This is a genomic window from Psychrobacter glacincola (assembly GCF_904846075.1).
GTDB classification, from domain to species: Bacteria; Pseudomonadota; Gammaproteobacteria; order Pseudomonadales; family Moraxellaceae; genus Psychrobacter; species Psychrobacter glacincola_C.
In genome coordinates this window covers 1,219,698-1,236,381 of sequence record NZ_CAJGZH010000001.1, presented here as the reverse complement: position 1 = coordinate 1,236,381, position 16,684 = coordinate 1,219,698, and the positions used below count along the sequence as shown (strand labels likewise).

The following is a 16,684-nucleotide window of genomic DNA, read 5'->3' as shown; positions in this document are numbered from 1 at the left end:
AAGTTCTAAATCTTTATCATATTTGTAGTCATATTTACTAAAATTATCCCTTGGGCTAAAATATACTAATTTTTCTCACGTAAACCGCTAATTCTTTTTTCATTGTCATTTAACAAGAAACTTTCTTTAACGCTAGATTTTATTGAATATTCTAACCCATTGATAATATTAGCAACATCCAATTTATGCTTTATATCTGTAGAGTATTTTTTTTCTAAACCTTCTTCATGCTGAATTAAAAACTCATTTAAATCAATCAATTCGCCTATACGATCATCAAAGATAACTTCTATAACACGATTCGCCATTTTATTTACTTCAATATCTTTTTCTTCATGATCAGCAAATATTTTGCGCAGTGCTTCTCGCTCTAAGCCTCTATATGGCTGATAGTTATCTTTAGTGAAAATATTGATTTGATCACTATAGTATTCTGACGAAAATATCCCATCTTGACTTGGGGAAGCAGGGTTAGTATCGTATCCCCAATGCCCACTACTTCCCGCCTCACTGTCTAAGATAGCATCAGCTAGTAACACTTTGATCATATTATTAGTTTTAGCACCATTGGCATTATTCTGATGTCTTTCGATAACTACTTTTGTCCATTTAACAGGGCTATAAGCAAGCCATAGGGTCTCTATATCATTATTTGGATTAGGAATACGGATAAAGCTGTTTAATGCTGAACAGTTATCACCTCTATGACAAGTATAATCAGAAATTGGTAAATCAGGGGTTTTAAATGTATTCTGCACATCGAATTGCTTTAAATAACGATTTTGTGTAACAACATAGCCATACCATCCCCCAGTGTTATCAAGAATATAAATGTAGCCTTCTCTTAGTAGTCTTCGCGCTCTATTGATAGAGCTACCTTCCTTAAATAAATTGTTGGCTTCTACTCCCCATCGTTGAGGCAATATCGCAATTCCATCAGCCAAACACTGCTCACATCTCTCTGCCATGACCTTACTCCTTATCTTTTAATTATCTATTTCTACTAGACCTGACTGCTCATAGCACTCATACAGCCATCGGTTCATCATCGTCATACGATCTACAGGGTTGGTAAGATGCGTGGCGGCGGTCAGTTGAGTATTTGCTTTGTCTAACCAACTAATTAATGTCTCATATTGATTCAATATCAAATCACAACCACCAACACCCTTTTTCACAAAGAAGCGATTGAGCATACCAATGTCATCTAACTGGTTCTGAGTGAGTGGACAATAGCTTGACTGATGTTGGATATAATTCGTATGGTCAGGGATATAGTGATGAATATTATCTACGCTGTGCCAGTTATCACTTAATGAGAGCCAAAGCCGCTTAGGATAGCCATAGCGATTGGCAATATAGTTATGTTGGTTTAACGGTAACAAGTGAATCAGTACTTGCGCGTCTAAATAGCGTAGATGTTTTTCTTGCCACCTTTGTAGATGATTTGATTAAGACTAAGTGTATGGGCGACTTGCTTAGTATCAAGTTTGAATAGGTTTAAATCATTAGTAGTAGCTGGCGATTGTTGCCATTCAGGCTCATTTGGCAAATACTCCTGAGCACTAATTCTAGTTTTGTTCGCTCTTATCTCAGCTGGGGTGTAGTCAATCAGTGTTAGTAGCCCATGATTACGTGATAATAGTTCACACTCCTGCAAATGCACCTCTAGGATATTACTGATATCTGGGCTTAGCGTGACTATGACTGGACTATCGATCATGTGGTAGCTAAGCAACTCTTGCTGTAATGAATGTATAGCATCGGGGAAAGTAGAATTAATCTCGCCGATCAGCTCTGTCTGGCTATAATGAACAATCATGACATCAAAGGTACTGAGCACCCTAGCGTCAAGCGTTTGCGTCTGTAAGCTTACGCTCAATGGTTTTTCTGGTTGGATATTCATTATGCTGTCATGCTTTGATCTCTTTTAGACGACTCTGATATAAGTTGGTTTCCTTAATCTGCTCACACTCTTCATAATCGAAAAACTGCATTAAATGGCTCCGCCCTGTTTTGCCTTATCCTGACCTAACTTCTCACAAGCCTCAAACTGCATCTGTTTCATCATTAGGTTGTTAGCTTCTCCACCCCCACTGCCCCAATCCACCTTACTTGCCTTATAGCCCACCTGACTTGGCGTGATAAACGTCACATTACCACCCGATATCTCAATGCCACTACCTGCGGCTTTCAGCGTTAGCGTATCAGGCGCGATAATCTCAATACTATCTCGGCTATGGAGTCGCAGTACTTGCTCGCTATCTAAACGCATCTCGTTCTGATGTGCTTGTATGGTCACATCGCCATGAGCAGCGGTATGGGTTTGGGCTTTATTACTGTAGTAATGGATATCGCCCGCTACTAGCTGATTCATTTGCGTTTGACTGTGATGATGAGTATTGTCTGTCGCGTGGCTATGCGTGCTTTGGGTACTGGTATGCTGGCTGTGTTGTCCACTTAGCATAGCGAGATGACGCTGAGAGTCGATCAGTAGATGAGGTTGTTGCCATTTTCCTGACTCGCTAAGACTACTATCGTTGGTGTCTTTGCTAAACTCGGCAAATGGGGTTTGAGCATCTTCTTTACTGTTACTCTTATTCTGGTTACTCTTATTCTGGTTACTCTTATTCTGGTTACTCTTATTCTGTTTGCTCTTATTATTGCTACTGCCTTCTAGTCCCACTGGCTGATGAGTCTCGGCTAGCTGGCCGTAAGCTTGCTGATGTTGGTCAGCAGTTTGTAGTTTGCTGTGGCTGTCATGACTCATGTGAGGATTTGATGCTTGACTGCTACTAATATAGATACCTTTGCTACCTTGCACATTAGCGGCAGCTTGGGTCTCGATACTGATGCCTTGTCCACGGGCTTGCCCTCGGGTGTGGTCGGTATGCTGATACAGATGTCCGATGGTTAAGCTAGACTGGAAGCTGCTGCTATAGACGTTGATTTGTGGACTCTCAGGGTGGGCGTCAAACATCAGCTGGTTATAGCCATTAATAAGGCTGTCTTTGGTGGCGTCGCCTGTTCGACTGCTATCAATACTTTGAGTCTTGATACCGTCTATGGGATAAGCATGGCTTTGATTGATAAACCAAGCTGGACTGGTGGCGTCAATGCTACCTGAGTCACTGACGATGCTGTTGTGCTGAGCATCAGAATTACCTTGGCCGTTATGGGTGCTGCCAATGATGATGGGATGAGTAATGTCACCGCCGATGAAGTCGATGAGAACATGTTGCCCATGACGCAGAGGATGGGTCTGTCCCATGTGGTCGGCGACGAGGTGGCTGGCGATGGGTATCCAATGCGCGCTGTCGTCGCCTTCGCTTTGCCAGTGATATCTAATATGCGCACGATGGTTACGGTCATGAGTAATGGCGCTGCTGTCTGTATCAATAATACTGGCACTCATCAGACCTGTCAGGCTCGGATGCGGTTGTCCAAGTTTGTCCAGCTGTTCCCCATAGGGAATATGGTGATGGTGCGGAAATGGCAGGTAGCAGGCGCTGATATGATGGACGTTATTATCATTGTCGTCATCATTATCATGGTTCGTATTGGACTGCAAGGTAATAGGATCAAAGGGTGCTGCCCCCAACCAATCCGTAGGAATATGATTATTAATGTGCTGATGAATAGACACCAGACTGATGGGATCGGTTAAATAAGGGTTGCCATCGATATAGTGGCTACTTGGCAAACTCAGATGACGGATATTACCAGTGAGGCTGCCTAGATTGGCACGCTGCTGCTGGTTCTGCTGGTAGCGGGTGGCGAGCTTATCGAGACTGTCATCATCAAAACGGCTATGACTGTGCATAAAGCGCTGATGCGTGCTGTTTGATGAGTCGATAGGTTGCTCGCTACTGCTACTGCCAGTATAGATACTCATCAAGCGACTGTCATAACGATGTAAGTCGCTTTGCTGAGTATGCTGAGCAATACGGGGACGAATGGCAGTGATGCGGTCTTGTCTATCAGCAAGGTTGGCAGGGTTTTGACTGAGGATGCTTTGGATATCATTGACATCAGGACGCAATTCTTCTCCATCACTAGGTAGTAAGATTAGAGTGTGCTTGTCGATGTCGTGACGGTAATAGCCTGTGATGCCATAGAGAGCAAGGTATTGGGTTAGATAAGCAAGATCGGTTTGGTTGTATTGGACGCTGTGCTGAATATGATAGTTGCTGTCATCACTGAGGCGCTCGTCAATCTCAACGTTCATATCGTATGGACTGATAATATCGGTAATTAGCTCACTGAGACTGAGATGATGATGACGGCGATTATGACTGTTCAGGCGTAATTGACCTAAGTTAGGTTCACAGATGATGCGGTAGGCGGCCATACCACTGTTACTACCGAGAGCAACGACTTCGGTGATGATACCGTGACGGGTTTGGCTTGGCAGTAGCGTGTCGCCCGTATGCCAATGTATCGAGAGACTTTGCCCTAGCCATTGCTTTATATCCAGTCCTGCCCGTGGATGCAGTAGAGTAATGCTAATACGGTAGCCGCAATAGAGGGCGAGCTGGCGCTGCTGATAAGACTGCTGTCGTTGATCTTGATGATAAGGGCTTGGGTAGGAAGTAGGCACTGGCATAAGCGCGGGCTTACTCCAAACGCTGTCGGGCAAAGGCATGCCAAGTAAGCTTTCAATCAAGTCAGCCTGTTGAATGAGACTGGTGGCAATATCAAGATGGGCACTACTCAGTTGCACATGCCGCTTTGTTTGAGTCCATACCATGATAAGCCCTTTTTTATCAGTCCAAAGGTGGAAAGTTTAATATTGCAAGATTATAATTTGTGCACAGATTGCCCGTTAACTAAGTATTCATTTGTCGTTGATTCAATTAATAGCCATCGTCAGATGAATCACGTTTGGGTTTGATTCCAATCATGTCAGAGAGTATCGCTAACTGATCTTCGTTTTTGATGATATGAGTGAGCCATTGGTCGAGCGGCATATCCGCCCAATCAATCGCCCGACCGAGTAAAAACGTCACCGGGCTGTGCGGCTCATTGGTCGAAAAATAATCTTGAATTTGACCTAATAGTTTAAGCGCTTGCTGACGATTGCTTTGATGATCTCGGTTACTAGGATTAAAACTGGTTGAGCTAATATTTTTTGTGCTAGCAGCTTGTCCACTACTATCAGACATTGCACTTTCACCAATACTGTCCATAGTATCTGCTACGCTTTCTTGAGCGGAAACACTACTAGTACTATCAGAGTATTCTGGTATCAACGGTCGCAAATGCTGGGTCAGGTCAACCAATAAATCCGTGACTGGTGCGAAGACTGGCGCGTCCATGCCCATCAAATCATTTAGCTGATCAGTCAGCGCCTGCCACTGCTCAGTAACTTTTTTAAGATTACTCATCAGTGCTTGTTGCCAAGTCTCACTGCTGGTCTTGATAGCGTGGTTGTAGTCACTTAGTGTTAATTGGTTAGACGATTCGTTATCGGGATTTTGCTGACGCTGCTTGTCATGATCACGCGCGGTTAGATAGTAATTGTAGTTATATTTTTCTGTCTTTGTGTCAGAAAGCGATAGCTGCTTAATATCATCGGATAGCGCCTTGACGAACCATGACAGCAGCCCTGCCCTGATATCCATGCTATCTTCCTCGCCATCTAGCGGCGGATACATAGTGAGCCAATACTCGTCATTCAGTGCTTGTAGCAGACTTAACCCTTGACTGATACCTGCTAAATGATCGGTATGACTCAATGCATCGACGTACCACAGTGCCAGCTTCATATCTTTACTGGTATGGCTGAGCAACTCGGCACATTGGTTTTTGACAAAATCCCAGTCAGCCACTTTTAGTTCAGTGACCCAATTGCCTTGTGCCAGTAACGGATCGTCTTCTTGACGAGCAGCCACGATAGCATCAATACGTGGATCAAATATCAAGTCTTCACCGACCCCATGACGACTGCCATTAATTGGCGCAATCAGGGTGTCAATATTGGTTGCTAAAGAGTTATCGTTACTCATTATAATGACTCCTCTTTCATAGGTTTTTTACTGGCTGTTTTTTTCACTGTTGACTTTTTAACATCAAGCTTTTTAACGGCAGACGTTTTGGCTGAAACTTTTTTGCTTGGTGGTTCCTTAACTTGATATTCAGTTTCATCTTCGCTGTGTTGCGCCATTTGATTGAGCGCCACGACGGCATCAGTATCCAGACGGTAGGCAAAATTATCGTCCGCATCGACGAATACGGTAATTTTCTTTAACACACTTTGACTGTCATCGTGAGCCAGTAGCTGACCCGCCAGCTGCGGTAGCAAGGTATGGCTGATGATGGCATCGGCATTACGTGCACCAGAATCAACCTCATGACAACGCGATAAAATCAGCTCAATCACCTCATCATCAATGACACAAGGCACATCATAATTATCACGAATACGGCCAGTGATTTTATCCAGCTTAAGGCGAATAATTTCTGCGAGCGCATCATCAGTCAATGGATAGTAAGGTATCACTGTCAGACGACCTAAAAACGCGGGCTTAAAGGCTTTATACAAATGCGGATTAATGACTTGTTTTAGGCTATCACTGTCTGGCAGGCTAAAGTCAGTAACACTCGGATCTGTATTGATACATGCCTGCATAATCGCAGACGAACCAACATTACTTGTCAATAAAATAAGCGTGTTTTTGAAATCAATTAAACGCCCTTCGCTGTCTTCCATCACCCCTTTATCAAAGACCTGATAAAACAAATCCAATACGTCTGGATGGGCTTTTTCTACTTCATCAAGTAAGAGTACGCTATAAGGACGACGGCGAATCGCTTCGGTTAATACACCACCTTCACCATAGCCAACATAACCTGGAGGCGAGCCTTTTAACGAAGCAACGCTATGGGCTTCTTGATACTCTGACAGGTTAATCGTAATAAGGTTACGCTCACCGCCGTACAGCACCTCTGATAGCGCCAGCGCGGTTTCGGTCTTGCCTACACCACTTGGCCCGACGAGCATAAACACACCTTGCGGACGATTGGGATCATCTAAGCGGGCTTTTGCGGTATGAATCCGCTTGACGATAGCGGCCACCGAATGATCTTGGCCGATGACCCGGGCTTGCAAGGTATCAGCCAAACCCAAGATATGGTCTTTTTCATTACCTGCCATATCATTCAGCGGTATTCCAGTCCAATCTGAGATGATCTGCTTGATGACCTGACGATCCAATACGGGATGAATAAGGCGCTGCGTCTCTTGTACTTGTTTTAACGATTGCTCGATACTTTGATATTCAGCTTGTTTGTCTAAGCGCTCTTTTGCACTAAGCGCATCAGAACCATCTGTCTTGTCATTCAACTGCTGATTCAAGGAATCAAGCTGATCATTAAGCTCGCGCTGTTCGTGCCAACGACTGGTCATATCAGCAATGCTTTGCTGATTGGTTTGGCGCTGCTCATCTAATACGGCAATTTTTTGGCTGACTTTTTCTTTTTCGTCCACACCGCCGATACGCTCGAGCTGCTGACTGAGATTATTGATATGCTGCTCTAACTGCACCCCTTTGGCGTTTAATCTGTCAAGTTGATTGGGTATGGCGGTCTTGGATAAGCTCACCCGTGCCGCCGCCGTGTCTAATACACTGACCGCTTTATCAGGCAGCTGCCTATCGCTGATATAACGTGCGGATAACTCAACCGCCGCTTGTAGCGCATCGTCATCGATTAATATACCAAAATGATTCTGCATCTTGGCACTTAGACCACGAATCATCGCTACTGCTGTCTCTATATCAGGCTCATCGACTTTGACGACTTGGAAGCGACGTGACAATGCTGCGTCTTTTTCGAAGTACTTTTTATATTCTGACCATGTCGTCGCCGCAATGGTTCTGAGCTCACCACGAGCCAGCGCAGGCTTCAGTAAGTTCGCCGCGTCATTTTGACCCGCTTGCCCACCAGCACCAATCAAAGTATGCGCTTCATCAATGAATAATATAATAGGCTGTAGCGAGGCTTGTACTTCTTCAATGACTTGCTTGAGACGGTTCTCAAACTCCCCTTTGACGCTTGCCCCTGCTTGCAGCAAGCCCATGTCAAGACTACGTATCGTCACATCTTTGAGCTGATCAGGCACTTGACCGGCGACTATCTTTTGCGCCAATCCTTCTACCACTGCTGTTTTACCTACCCCTGCCTCACCCGTCAAAATAGGGTTATTTTGGCGGCGACGAATCAAAATATCGATCAACTGATGAATTTCAAACTCACGGCCAATGACAGGGTCTATTTGCTCTGAACTGGCTTTAGCAGTCAAGTCATAAGTATATTTATCCAACGCAGGGGTTGGCTTAGCTTCAGTTTTCTTAGTGTCTAAAGATTCTTGATTGTTAGCATCATTGTCTGCACTATTCGCACCATCATCAGCACCCTTATTGACGCCTTTACTATTGGTAATTTTATTACTGCTTGATCCACTGCCCTCAGTACTACCGAGACATTGACGCTCATAATCATCTTTTAGGGTAAAGCGGTCGATATACTGTAGTGGCTCAGGAAGAGTTTTGAGTAGCGACTGATAACGCTCATACGCCAATAGCACGAGCAATATATGACCAGAGCGAATTTCTAGCGGGCTATTTTTATCAGCACTTTGATTATATTGGCTACTGGCTAGCTCCCACGCATCTTCTAGTAACGCCATCAAACCTTGACTAAATACTGGCGTTGAGCCTGTTGCCTGACCAAAGGTGTTTAGCAAATCAGTTATATCTGCTAGTAATGACTGCTGATTAATCTTATTAAATTTAAGTATTTGAGCCACATCATTGTGCGGCGTGGCAATCAGTTCATGCAATAGATGGACAGTATCGACTTCACGATGCCCATTATTAATACAAAGCCTAGCTGCCTGCTGCAAACACTGTCGACAGCTTGGGCTTAAGCGGGTAATCACAGCTTTTAACTGGCTCATAATCTTTTCCTTTAACATTCTTATTAGACTTAATACCAAACCCAAAAAGTAAGATTAGCTGTGTCAAACTCGCTTAGCCTACAAGACGTAGTACTTTCACTCGTTTTCCTTGCCACTCTAATTTCTGTGAATGGTATAAAATTATTTTTATTAAACAGCAATATAAAATTGATGCATGGCTCTTCATAATAGGTAAAATCTGTCTATTAACCATGAAATACTTACTGAATCGGCAGCGCATAGCGAGTGTCATCATGATGCTGCGTCGCAGGCTGTGACACCAAAAACCCACCCTGACCCAAACTACCAAAACTGCTCTCTGATAACGACAAAGGGGTAATATATTGTTTATCTAACTCGAGTTGCATCTCGACCGCCAAGCAAACACCGCACCATTTACGGATAAAATCAATAATAACTTGATACATATCCCCTGCTGGTAACAGTCTTAAATAACGCTTGGCATCCAACTGATGAAACACAATTCTAATCTTGCTATCAAACTGTACGACGCGCGCACCGCAAAATGCGGACAACCCAAGGGCAGCATGCTGACCACCAAGTGCTGTCTGCTCACTAGCCGGTAGATCAAACCACTCCGGCACGAACTGCTCGACACTGACGGTGCTATCTAAAAAATGCGACAGTACATGTGACAACTGATCGGCTGTCAGGCGTCCTGGGGCGATCATGCCAGCATAAGCAATCAAGCTATCGATGGCGGTTAGCTTCTTCGGCTGACGCGCCAATGCCCGCAAGCTCAGTAGGTAGTTGTCTTTTTTATTATTTATCTCATACTGTAATGGCAAGTTATAAAACCAACTCGCTTGCACGTACAAATCCGTCAATCGATGGTTAAATAAATCTAAAAAAGCGGGCGCTGCTTTGTCTTTTGCATGATTGACTCGCGAGGCTAGATGGTCGGTATACATCGCTGGCAAGGCTGACAACGGGCCAGTCAATCCGATAACTGCAGGGCAAACCTCTACCTGCCTGGCCTTTAATGAACCAGCCTTTATTTGACCATCCTTTAATGAGCTACCACTGTCTTCCATATTGTCCTGAGCAATGAGCTCCATCGACTCAATTTCAGCTTGCGGATAGGCCAATGACAACGAGGCACGGTAACGTACCTCAATAGGTGCATACCCCATACTGACTTCATGCCAAACCAAACGTAGTGCTTGTAATAACTCATAAGATTGCGGCGCCGCCATTAGATCCGTTAAATAAGAGGACTGAGACCGCTGCGTGGCTGACATCTGTATATCTCCTCTTTAGTAATGGCATCACTAATGGACACTTCAACAAAGCTATTTAAGCTGGCGTGATAGCCAAACACATTCGCCAATAAATGGGCAAACTGGCGGATACTCACTCCAGCAAAATTCTTTTGGTTGATTTGAATATTGATCAGCGTGCCACGCACAAACCCAGGCTGTGGCAAGCGCTGAATACGTCGAGCTTCGATACTGGTTTCGACAGACACAATACCTTCGACCAACAGTTTGCTAGAAGCAGATTGGGTAATGTCATATAGCGACAGATACTCTTTCATCAGCTCCGCATCTTGGGCGGCAAGCGATAAGAAATTCAGACTAATCAGCGATATCAAGCGCCAACGCTCTTCACCGGTATAGTCAAACCTTGCAGTCCGAGTTGGCTGCTTTAACAAAGACAAACTGCTAAAGCCAGTCATCCCTTCGCTAAACAAATCGCCACGGCTTTGACCGAATACCACTTGAGCCGGCAAATCTCTATTGGTACACAATAAAGACGCACTCATACTGACCGCGCCGGCTAAATCTTCGCGGTTTTTTTCTACAAACATAATCTGATATTCAAAACCCTGCTTGAACTCAGCCATATCCTTATCACGTTTAATGTGATAATAACGACCTTCATCTTGCTGCTCATAGTGATTGAGCGCATAAAATGGATGATATTCACGTTGTATCAAACGATTATCACTTTGCTTAGATTCTATGACTTTATTAACCTCATAGATTTCATGTTGAAAAAGCGCGCGCGTATCAGGCACCAAGTCATAATAGACAGAACGATGCGTCACCTGAATAGGCTTAGCAGCTGCTTTGAATAGATTGACAACAGGAGTGCAAAACAACTTAATGCTACTGGCACTTAATTGCTGCAAGTTTTTTAGGCGGATGGTATTTTTTTTATCAAATCTAAAGTAACAGCGAATTTCAAATTCGTTACTGTCAATCTTTAAGTTAGGACAAACTTTGCCAAGATTCAGACGTAAAAAGTTGAATTTTTCAGGGAAATAGAAGTATTCTTTTAATAAGGCAGAAGCAGCATTACTCACTCGATGGCTCGGAAGAATTTGCTGCTCAGGATCGAAGCCTATAATCTCAAACGGACTACCCGTTATCTTATTGACCTGCCTACCATGCAGATGCGTTTGCTTGACATCACACCCTAGCAAGTCCCATAGACTAGTACCCTGACTGGCGTCCTCGTCTATATACAAATCTAATGAGTGGTTTAATAAGGCTTGATAGTCAAAGCTTGAATTGAGCCCCTTAAACTTGATACTAATGCAGCCATTCAGTAGTCCATGCTGATTGTCATACACCTCTTGACGAGTTTCAAAGTCGACGCTATCTATCTGTAGCGGCAGCAAGGTCACATCTTGGGTTGACTGAAACTGGCAAGGCGTACCGTTTATTTTTTGGCTGGCGAACGCACTATTTTTAGGGACTAAGACTGCCTCGCTCATCGCATTGCCCTGTACGCCTAGATTGAACTGTGCAATAGAGACCGACGGAAAAGGTTTGAGATAATCGGGATAAACGACTTCTAATAACGACTCAGTAAAATCAGCGTATGAATCGTCCAATTTTTTATTGATACGTGCACTGATCAGCGAAAAAGCCTGTATCAACCGCTCTATATGCGGATCATCGACGGTATCGTGCCCCATCAACAACCGATTGGCTATTTTGGGATATTTTTTGGCAAACTCTTTTGACTGCTTATTAAACAGGCTAAGCTCATGCTCAAAGTAAGGAAGTAAACTGTCCATGACGCCTCAATATATTGATCGCTGCTACCTGTATAAATTGAGCGGTAGTAGTTATTTCATTAATTAGATAATGATTATTTTATTAAGTAACGCTGAGAGCTTGGCTCAAAGAACGCATCAAAACTGACCAGCTCTTGTGCTGGATAAACCTTTAATAACGCTTCAATAGAAAAACACAGTTGATTGACATCAACTGCGCCAATATCTAACGAGACGCGAACGTTTTTTAGCCGGGTATCTTGTTGCTCGACTGTTTGGGCTATTTGGCGACAGATATAATCACAGTCAGTAGGATTGGCACTGCTGAGTCCCACAAAATCTAATATGCCAAAATTCAATATCGATGAACGCACATGCTGATACTTTTGCAGTCTACTAGACACCACACAGCGCGTATTCAATAAAGCTTCAAGGTCTCGTGCGACCGAAGACTTTAGATCATCGATATTAAGACGACGAACCACGAGCTCATGCGACAAATGACGGGGCTGATCATCAAATAACTGCTCGAACAAATTTGGGCGAAAGCCAATTTCTTTGTTAGAGGCGTTAGTGGCGTAATTCATTGATATAATCATTCCTATTTAACAAACAAAAAAGAAAGGCCTAGATATAAACCTTTCTTTTTCGGTACGACACAATAGATGACACCTGATACAACCTAAATTAGGCGGTATAAGTAGCAGTGTTGTTGGCTAGTGACCATTTTTTAGTCACAGCGCCTTTAGCAGTACCATCGATATCTTGCTGGGTGTAAGTCCACTCAACAGCAGCATATTTGATACCGACTTTTTCGATTGGTACGCCTTCAGAACGTACCGTTGGCTCGACACTTGCGATCAGCGCATGCTTAAGTTTTACTTCAAGATATTTAACGCGTTTGTCACCGTTGGCACGATAAAAATCAATTTGAATCTCATCAAAAGTATAACCAGCAGAACACGCTTCCCATAGTTTAGGACTGGTTGAGTCCAAATCTTTCATAAACGTCATGTCAGCATGCTCACAACGCTCAGAAGTATGGCCACCAACGCTACTTGCTGTCGCTGATTTTGGCTGACGGATCAAGTGATCCCAAGTATTTACTTCAAGCCAACCTTTATGCTCGCTATCACGAGACTCGCCATCAATTTTATATTTACCGCGGAACTGAATATAAATATCTTTCATATCACATACCTTTTTTAAAATTTAAATTTCACGTTAGTTTTAATAAACGATTAGCTGTTGCTAGATTGCGGCAGTTGAGTGACCAGACGCAAAGAAACAGACAATTCGTCAAGTTGAAAGTGTGGTCTCAAAAAGACCACGGACTTGTAGACACCAGGCTTACCCGGCACTTCTACAACTTGTACAGAAGCTTCGCGCAGTGGGTACTGGGCTTTTGCTTCTTGTGAGGCGCCGTCATCTAGCAAGACATAACGAGAAATCCAGTCATTTAAAAACGACTCAACATTACCAGGTGCTAAGAAGCTGCCTACCTTATCGCGCATCATCGCTTTTAGGTAATGGGCAATACGTGACACCGCCATAATGTATTGGATCTGCGTCGATAGCGCAGCATTGGCATTGGCATCATCGTTTTGATAAGTTTTGGCTTTTTGTACTGACTGCGCCCCAAAAAAAGCAGCGTAATTGGTATTTTTGCAATGGACTAACGGGATAAATCCTAAGTCGCTCAACTCTTTTTCTCGGCGATCGGTGATAGAGATTTCCGTTGGACACTTAAGTGCCAAATCCCCTTCATCAGTCTTAAAGGTATGAACAGGTAAACCTTCAACCAAGCCACCACCCTCAACACCGCGAATAGCAGCACACCAACGATAGTCAGAAAAAGCCGCCGTCAAGCGTGAAGCGAAAGCATAAGCGGCGTTCACCCATAGATAATCGTCATGATTATTACCAGAGACTTCTTCCGTAAAGTTAAATCCTTCGACTACTGTGCCATCTTTAGGATCGTAAGGCAGACGACCTAAAAAGCTAGGCACGGTTAACGCAACATATCGCGCATCTTCTGACTGTCTGAACGCACGCCAGCGTATATATTCAGCGGTTTCAAATATCTTTGATAAATCGCGTGGGCGACCGATATCAGTAAAGGAATCAAGACCAAACATTTCAGCGGAAGCTGCCGACACAAAAGGTGCATGAGAAGCGGCCGCAACATGAGACAATTGCTCAAGAAGATACATGTCTGAGTTTTGGCGAGTAAATTCAAAGTCACCAACGATAGCGGCATAAGGTTCACCACCGAAGCTACCGAACTCTTCTTCGTATATTTTCTTAAACAGCGTGCTTTGATCAAAATCAATTGACGATTGAAAATCTTTAGTCAGTTCGCGCTTCGTAGTATTCATCATACGAATCTTTAGCATGGATTCCGACGGAGTCTGGCTACATAAATAATGCAAGCCACGCCAGCTGGACTCTAGCTTTTGAAACTCGGGCGCGTGCATGACGGTGGTCAGCTGCTTGGAGATCAACGCGTCAATTTGGGCAATACGCGCGTCAATCGATGCGGCCAAATTATCTGACAACGTTACGGTGCCTTGCATGACTTCATTGGCAAGCTCTGCAATTTGCGACTTGGCACGATTTTTTTCGTCATCAGACTTGGCAACATTACTTTTATTGACGATTTCTTCGAGTAAGTCGTAACTGTCATTATTTAACGCATCAGGTGCTAGATTTTGCTGGGCTTGGGCACTCATCGTTTAATCCTCACCATCGGTTTGATTTTGTTCCGCCATTTTTTTGACTTGCTCAGTGTTCTTAAGCACGTCATCTAATAGGTCTTCAAGTTTTTCGTTGGCAGATATTTTGTTGCGTAAATCTGCCAAGCGATCTCGTGCTTGTACCAATTGCTTTAGTGGCTCAATTTGATCAGCAACCGCTTCAGGACGAAAATCGTTGATACTATTGAATGCCAAATCAACCGCGAATTCGCCGCCTTTATCACTTAAGTCATTGCTTACTCGAAAGGTCGCACGCGGTGCTAGACCTGACATCACCTCATCAAAGGTATCTAAATCTACTTCGACAAACTTTTTGTCTTTAAAGCGTGGTTGTTCAAGGGTTGAATCTCCTGAAAACTCTCCCAAAACGCCAACGACAAAAGGAATTTCTTTGGTTTCGATCGCATCGCCCACTTCAACGTCATAAGTCAGATGCACCCGAGGCGCACGTACTTTTGCGAGTTTCTTTTGTACACTGTCTTGCTTTGCCATAATAAGTTACCTCAGCAATGTCTAGTTTGAACGCAATATACTGAATGGATCAGTCGATTTGGCGTTACTTTTTTTGGTAGGTGAAGGTTTAGTAACAGGCTTAACTTTTGGTGGTCGTGGCGGTTTTTTTACGGCTGGTTTTTTCATAGGCTTCGATGCTTTTTTTACAGACACCTGGGGCTGAGGTTTTGATTTAGTACCTGATCTACCGCTTCTAGGCTTGACGACTGGCGCTGGTGGTTTCGGCAAAGATTCGTCGTAATTGAAACCATAGATATCACCATATATTTTACTTAAAGCGTACTGATACTCCTTCAAAAACGCTGCATCCACTTCATCAGTGAGATAATCTGATTGCAGTTGGCTTTGGGAGACGATAGCGCTGCTATTGAGTAGTATCTTTTTTAGCTTAGCAGTGCTTTGACCCAGATCAATGGCTTCACTGGCTGCGTAAACAGCATAAGCATGATAGCCATTGTTAGAATAAATCTGCGCCAAAATCTCCCATGCTAGCGAGTCATTAGGATTACGAGATACTCTTTGATTCAAATCCGTGACCAGTTGATGCAGTTGCGGTGATTTTGCATCAGCATTTTTGAGTGCTGAAAATTGATTTATGATGCTAGAACCGGGGTCTTTTTCTTGTATGACAAGCTCACTATGGGCGGTAGTCATTGCTGAACCCATAATGAATAGACCTGCCAAAAACGCTTTGGATAGCGTAAAACTGACTCTAATATTGCTTCTGATACTGGTCATTGTAAGTCGGTGCTCGCCATTATTGGTGTGAGATAAATACATGTGCCTGCTCAAAATTATTTTAATTAGACGCGTTAACTAAAGTAGTGATATTGGTGAGTGTTTCATTCAGTGTCGCCTTATCACCACTATTCATCAAACTATTATCGTGATAAGCATCAATATTACTTTCCATTACTTTAACTGCTGAGAGCATGGCAAGCTGACGTGCATCAAGTCTTTCATTATCAACGCTTAGAGCTTCATTAGCCGCTCTCAATGCCCGTGCATAGCGTTTTGCTTCGTAGTTATTTTTGGCAATAGTCATCCACGCTTCACTGCTAAGTTGATTGCCGTTTGACAAATAGGCAAGCGAAGGCTCACTCAACTGCTTCACTATTGGTTTGCTGACCGTGGTTTGTACATTTTTCTGAGCAGTGGTGCCACAACCCGCTGTCAATAAAGAAGCGCTAAGTAAGACTGATAGCAGACCTGCGGTGGCAAGTTTAGTACGATAAATAGGATTCATAACAACAGTATCATCACTAAAAATATAAAAGGATAGATTTTTTAAAAGAAATAAATATAACTAAAGTTCATTAATCATAAAAAATCAATGAGGTTGATTATACATATACTTGACAATATTTCAATAAACTCTATACTTTTCTTAATAAATAATTTAGTAAGCCACCCATTCAAGCCATTTTC

14 protein-coding genes are annotated in these 16,684 nt (G+C 43.4%); all 14 read right to left on the bottom strand.

All coding sequences use genetic code 11. The annotated features are described in order from the left end of the window. Window positions 1–65 precede the first annotated feature (65 nt). Entirely contained in the window at window positions 66–968 is a 903-nt protein-coding gene (locus tag JMW85_RS05275; RefSeq protein WP_201581132.1) for a toxin VasX, read from the bottom strand. A gap of 18 nt (window positions 969–986) precedes the next feature. Then, entirely contained in the window at window positions 987–1,385 is a 399-nt protein-coding gene (locus JMW85_RS05270; protein ID WP_201581131.1) for a hypothetical protein, read from the bottom strand. 20 nt (window positions 1,386–1,405) lie between these two features. After that, window positions 1,406–1,906: a hypothetical protein gene (locus JMW85_RS05265; RefSeq protein ID WP_201581130.1), complete on the bottom strand. Its 501-nt coding sequence runs from the start codon at window positions 1,904–1,906 to the stop codon at window positions 1,406–1,408. Between the two features lie 90 nt (window positions 1,907–1,996). Beyond that, entirely contained in the window at window positions 1,997–4,750 is a 2,754-nt protein-coding gene (locus JMW85_RS05260) for a type VI secretion system Vgr family protein (protein ID WP_201581129.1), read from the bottom strand. 106 nt (window positions 4,751–4,856) lie between these two features. Next, window positions 4,857–6,008 carry a type VI secretion system protein TssA gene (tssA, locus tag JMW85_RS05255; protein WP_087816099.1) on the bottom strand — a complete coding sequence of 384 codons (1,152 nt, stop codon included), beginning with the start codon at window positions 6,006–6,008 and terminating at the stop codon, window positions 4,857–4,859. Then, complete coding sequence (gene tssH / locus JMW85_RS05250) at window positions 6,008–8,959, bottom strand: type VI secretion system ATPase TssH (RefSeq protein ID WP_087816102.1); 2,952 nt, start codon at window positions 8,957–8,959, stop codon at window positions 6,008–6,010. Before tssH ends, tssA begins: the two co-directional genes overlap by 1 nt. A 221-nt stretch (window positions 8,960–9,180) precedes the next feature. Then, the gene (gene tssG / locus JMW85_RS05245) at window positions 9,181–10,221 is read right to left on the bottom strand and encodes a type VI secretion system baseplate subunit TssG (RefSeq protein WP_087816104.1); all 1,041 of its coding nucleotides are present in this window, start codon (window positions 10,219–10,221) and stop codon (window positions 9,181–9,183) included. Beyond that, complete coding sequence (gene tssF, locus JMW85_RS05240) at window positions 10,185–12,008, bottom strand: type VI secretion system baseplate subunit TssF (RefSeq protein ID WP_087816106.1); 1,824 nt, start codon at window positions 12,006–12,008, stop codon at window positions 10,185–10,187. The genes tssG and tssF overlap by 37 nt, the downstream gene beginning before the upstream one ends. A gap of 74 nt (window positions 12,009–12,082) precedes the next feature. Beyond that, a complete protein-coding gene (gene tssE, locus JMW85_RS05235; RefSeq protein WP_176393103.1) occupies window positions 12,083–12,574 on the bottom strand; it encodes a type VI secretion system baseplate subunit TssE in 492 nt (163 codons plus the stop codon). 100 nt (window positions 12,575–12,674) lie between these two features. Then, window positions 12,675–13,178 carry an Hcp family type VI secretion system effector gene (locus JMW85_RS05230; RefSeq protein WP_025651832.1) on the bottom strand — a complete coding sequence of 168 codons (504 nt, stop codon included), beginning with the start codon at window positions 13,176–13,178 and terminating at the stop codon, window positions 12,675–12,677. 50 nt (window positions 13,179–13,228) lie between these two features. Further along, on the bottom strand, window positions 13,229–14,719 hold the full coding sequence (gene tssC, locus JMW85_RS05225) for a type VI secretion system contractile sheath large subunit (protein ID WP_045451930.1): 1,491 nt from the start codon (window positions 14,717–14,719) through the stop codon (window positions 13,229–13,231). 3 nt (window positions 14,720–14,722) lie between these two features. Then, window positions 14,723–15,235 carry a type VI secretion system contractile sheath small subunit gene (gene tssB, locus JMW85_RS05220; RefSeq protein ID WP_045448203.1) on the bottom strand — a complete coding sequence of 171 codons (513 nt, stop codon included), beginning with the start codon at window positions 15,233–15,235 and terminating at the stop codon, window positions 14,723–14,725. A 21-nt stretch (window positions 15,236–15,256) separates the two neighbouring features. After that, window positions 15,257–16,036 (bottom strand): hypothetical protein, encoded by a 780-nt coding sequence (locus JMW85_RS05215; RefSeq protein WP_201581128.1) that lies wholly within the window; start codon window positions 16,034–16,036, stop codon window positions 15,257–15,259. Window positions 16,037–16,055: 19 nt separating this feature from the next. Beyond that, entirely contained in the window at window positions 16,056–16,502 is a 447-nt protein-coding gene (locus JMW85_RS05210) for a hypothetical protein (protein ID WP_201581127.1), read from the bottom strand. Window positions 16,503–16,684: the final 182 nt, after the last annotated feature.

Bases quoted from the DNA above. Each gene is read 5' to 3' on its own strand.
- JMW85_RS05210 (WP_201581127.1), bottom strand. From the start codon at position 16,502: ATGAATCCTATTTATCGTACTAAACTTGCCACCGCAGGTCTGCTATCA.
- tssG (WP_087816104.1), bottom strand. From the start codon at position 10,221: ATGTCAGCCACGCAGCGGTCTCAGTCCTCTTATTTAACGGATCTAATG.
- JMW85_RS05230 (WP_025651832.1), bottom strand. From the start codon at position 13,178: ATGAAAGATATTTATATTCAGTTCCGCGGTAAATATAAAATTGATGGC.
- tssA (WP_087816099.1), bottom strand. From the start codon at position 6,008: ATGAGTAACGATAACTCTTTAGCAACCAATATTGACACCCTGATTGCG.
- JMW85_RS05215 (WP_201581128.1), bottom strand. From the start codon at position 16,036: ATGTATTTATCTCACACCAATAATGGCGAGCACCGACTTACAATGACC.
- tssC (WP_045451930.1), bottom strand. From the start codon at position 14,719: ATGAGTGCCCAAGCCCAGCAAAATCTAGCACCTGATGCGTTAAATAAT.
- JMW85_RS05275 (WP_201581132.1), bottom strand. From the start codon at position 968: ATGGCAGAGAGATGTGAGCAGTGTTTGGCTGATGGAATTGCGATATTG.
- tssH (WP_087816102.1), bottom strand. From the start codon at position 8,959: ATGAGCCAGTTAAAAGCTGTGATTACCCGCTTAAGCCCAAGCTGTCGA.
- JMW85_RS05265 (WP_201581130.1), bottom strand. From the start codon at position 1,906: ATGAATATCCAACCAGAAAAACCATTGAGCGTAAGCTTACAGACGCAA.
- tssE (WP_176393103.1), bottom strand. From the start codon at position 12,574: ATGAATTACGCCACTAACGCCTCTAACAAAGAAATTGGCTTTCGCCCA.
- tssF (WP_087816106.1), bottom strand. From the start codon at position 12,008: ATGGACAGTTTACTTCCTTACTTTGAGCATGAGCTTAGCCTGTTTAAT.
- JMW85_RS05260 (WP_201581129.1), bottom strand. From the start codon at position 4,750: ATGGTATGGACTCAAACAAAGCGGCATGTGCAACTGAGTAGTGCCCAT.
- tssB (WP_045448203.1), bottom strand. From the start codon at position 15,235: ATGGCAAAGCAAGACAGTGTACAAAAGAAACTCGCAAAAGTACGTGCG.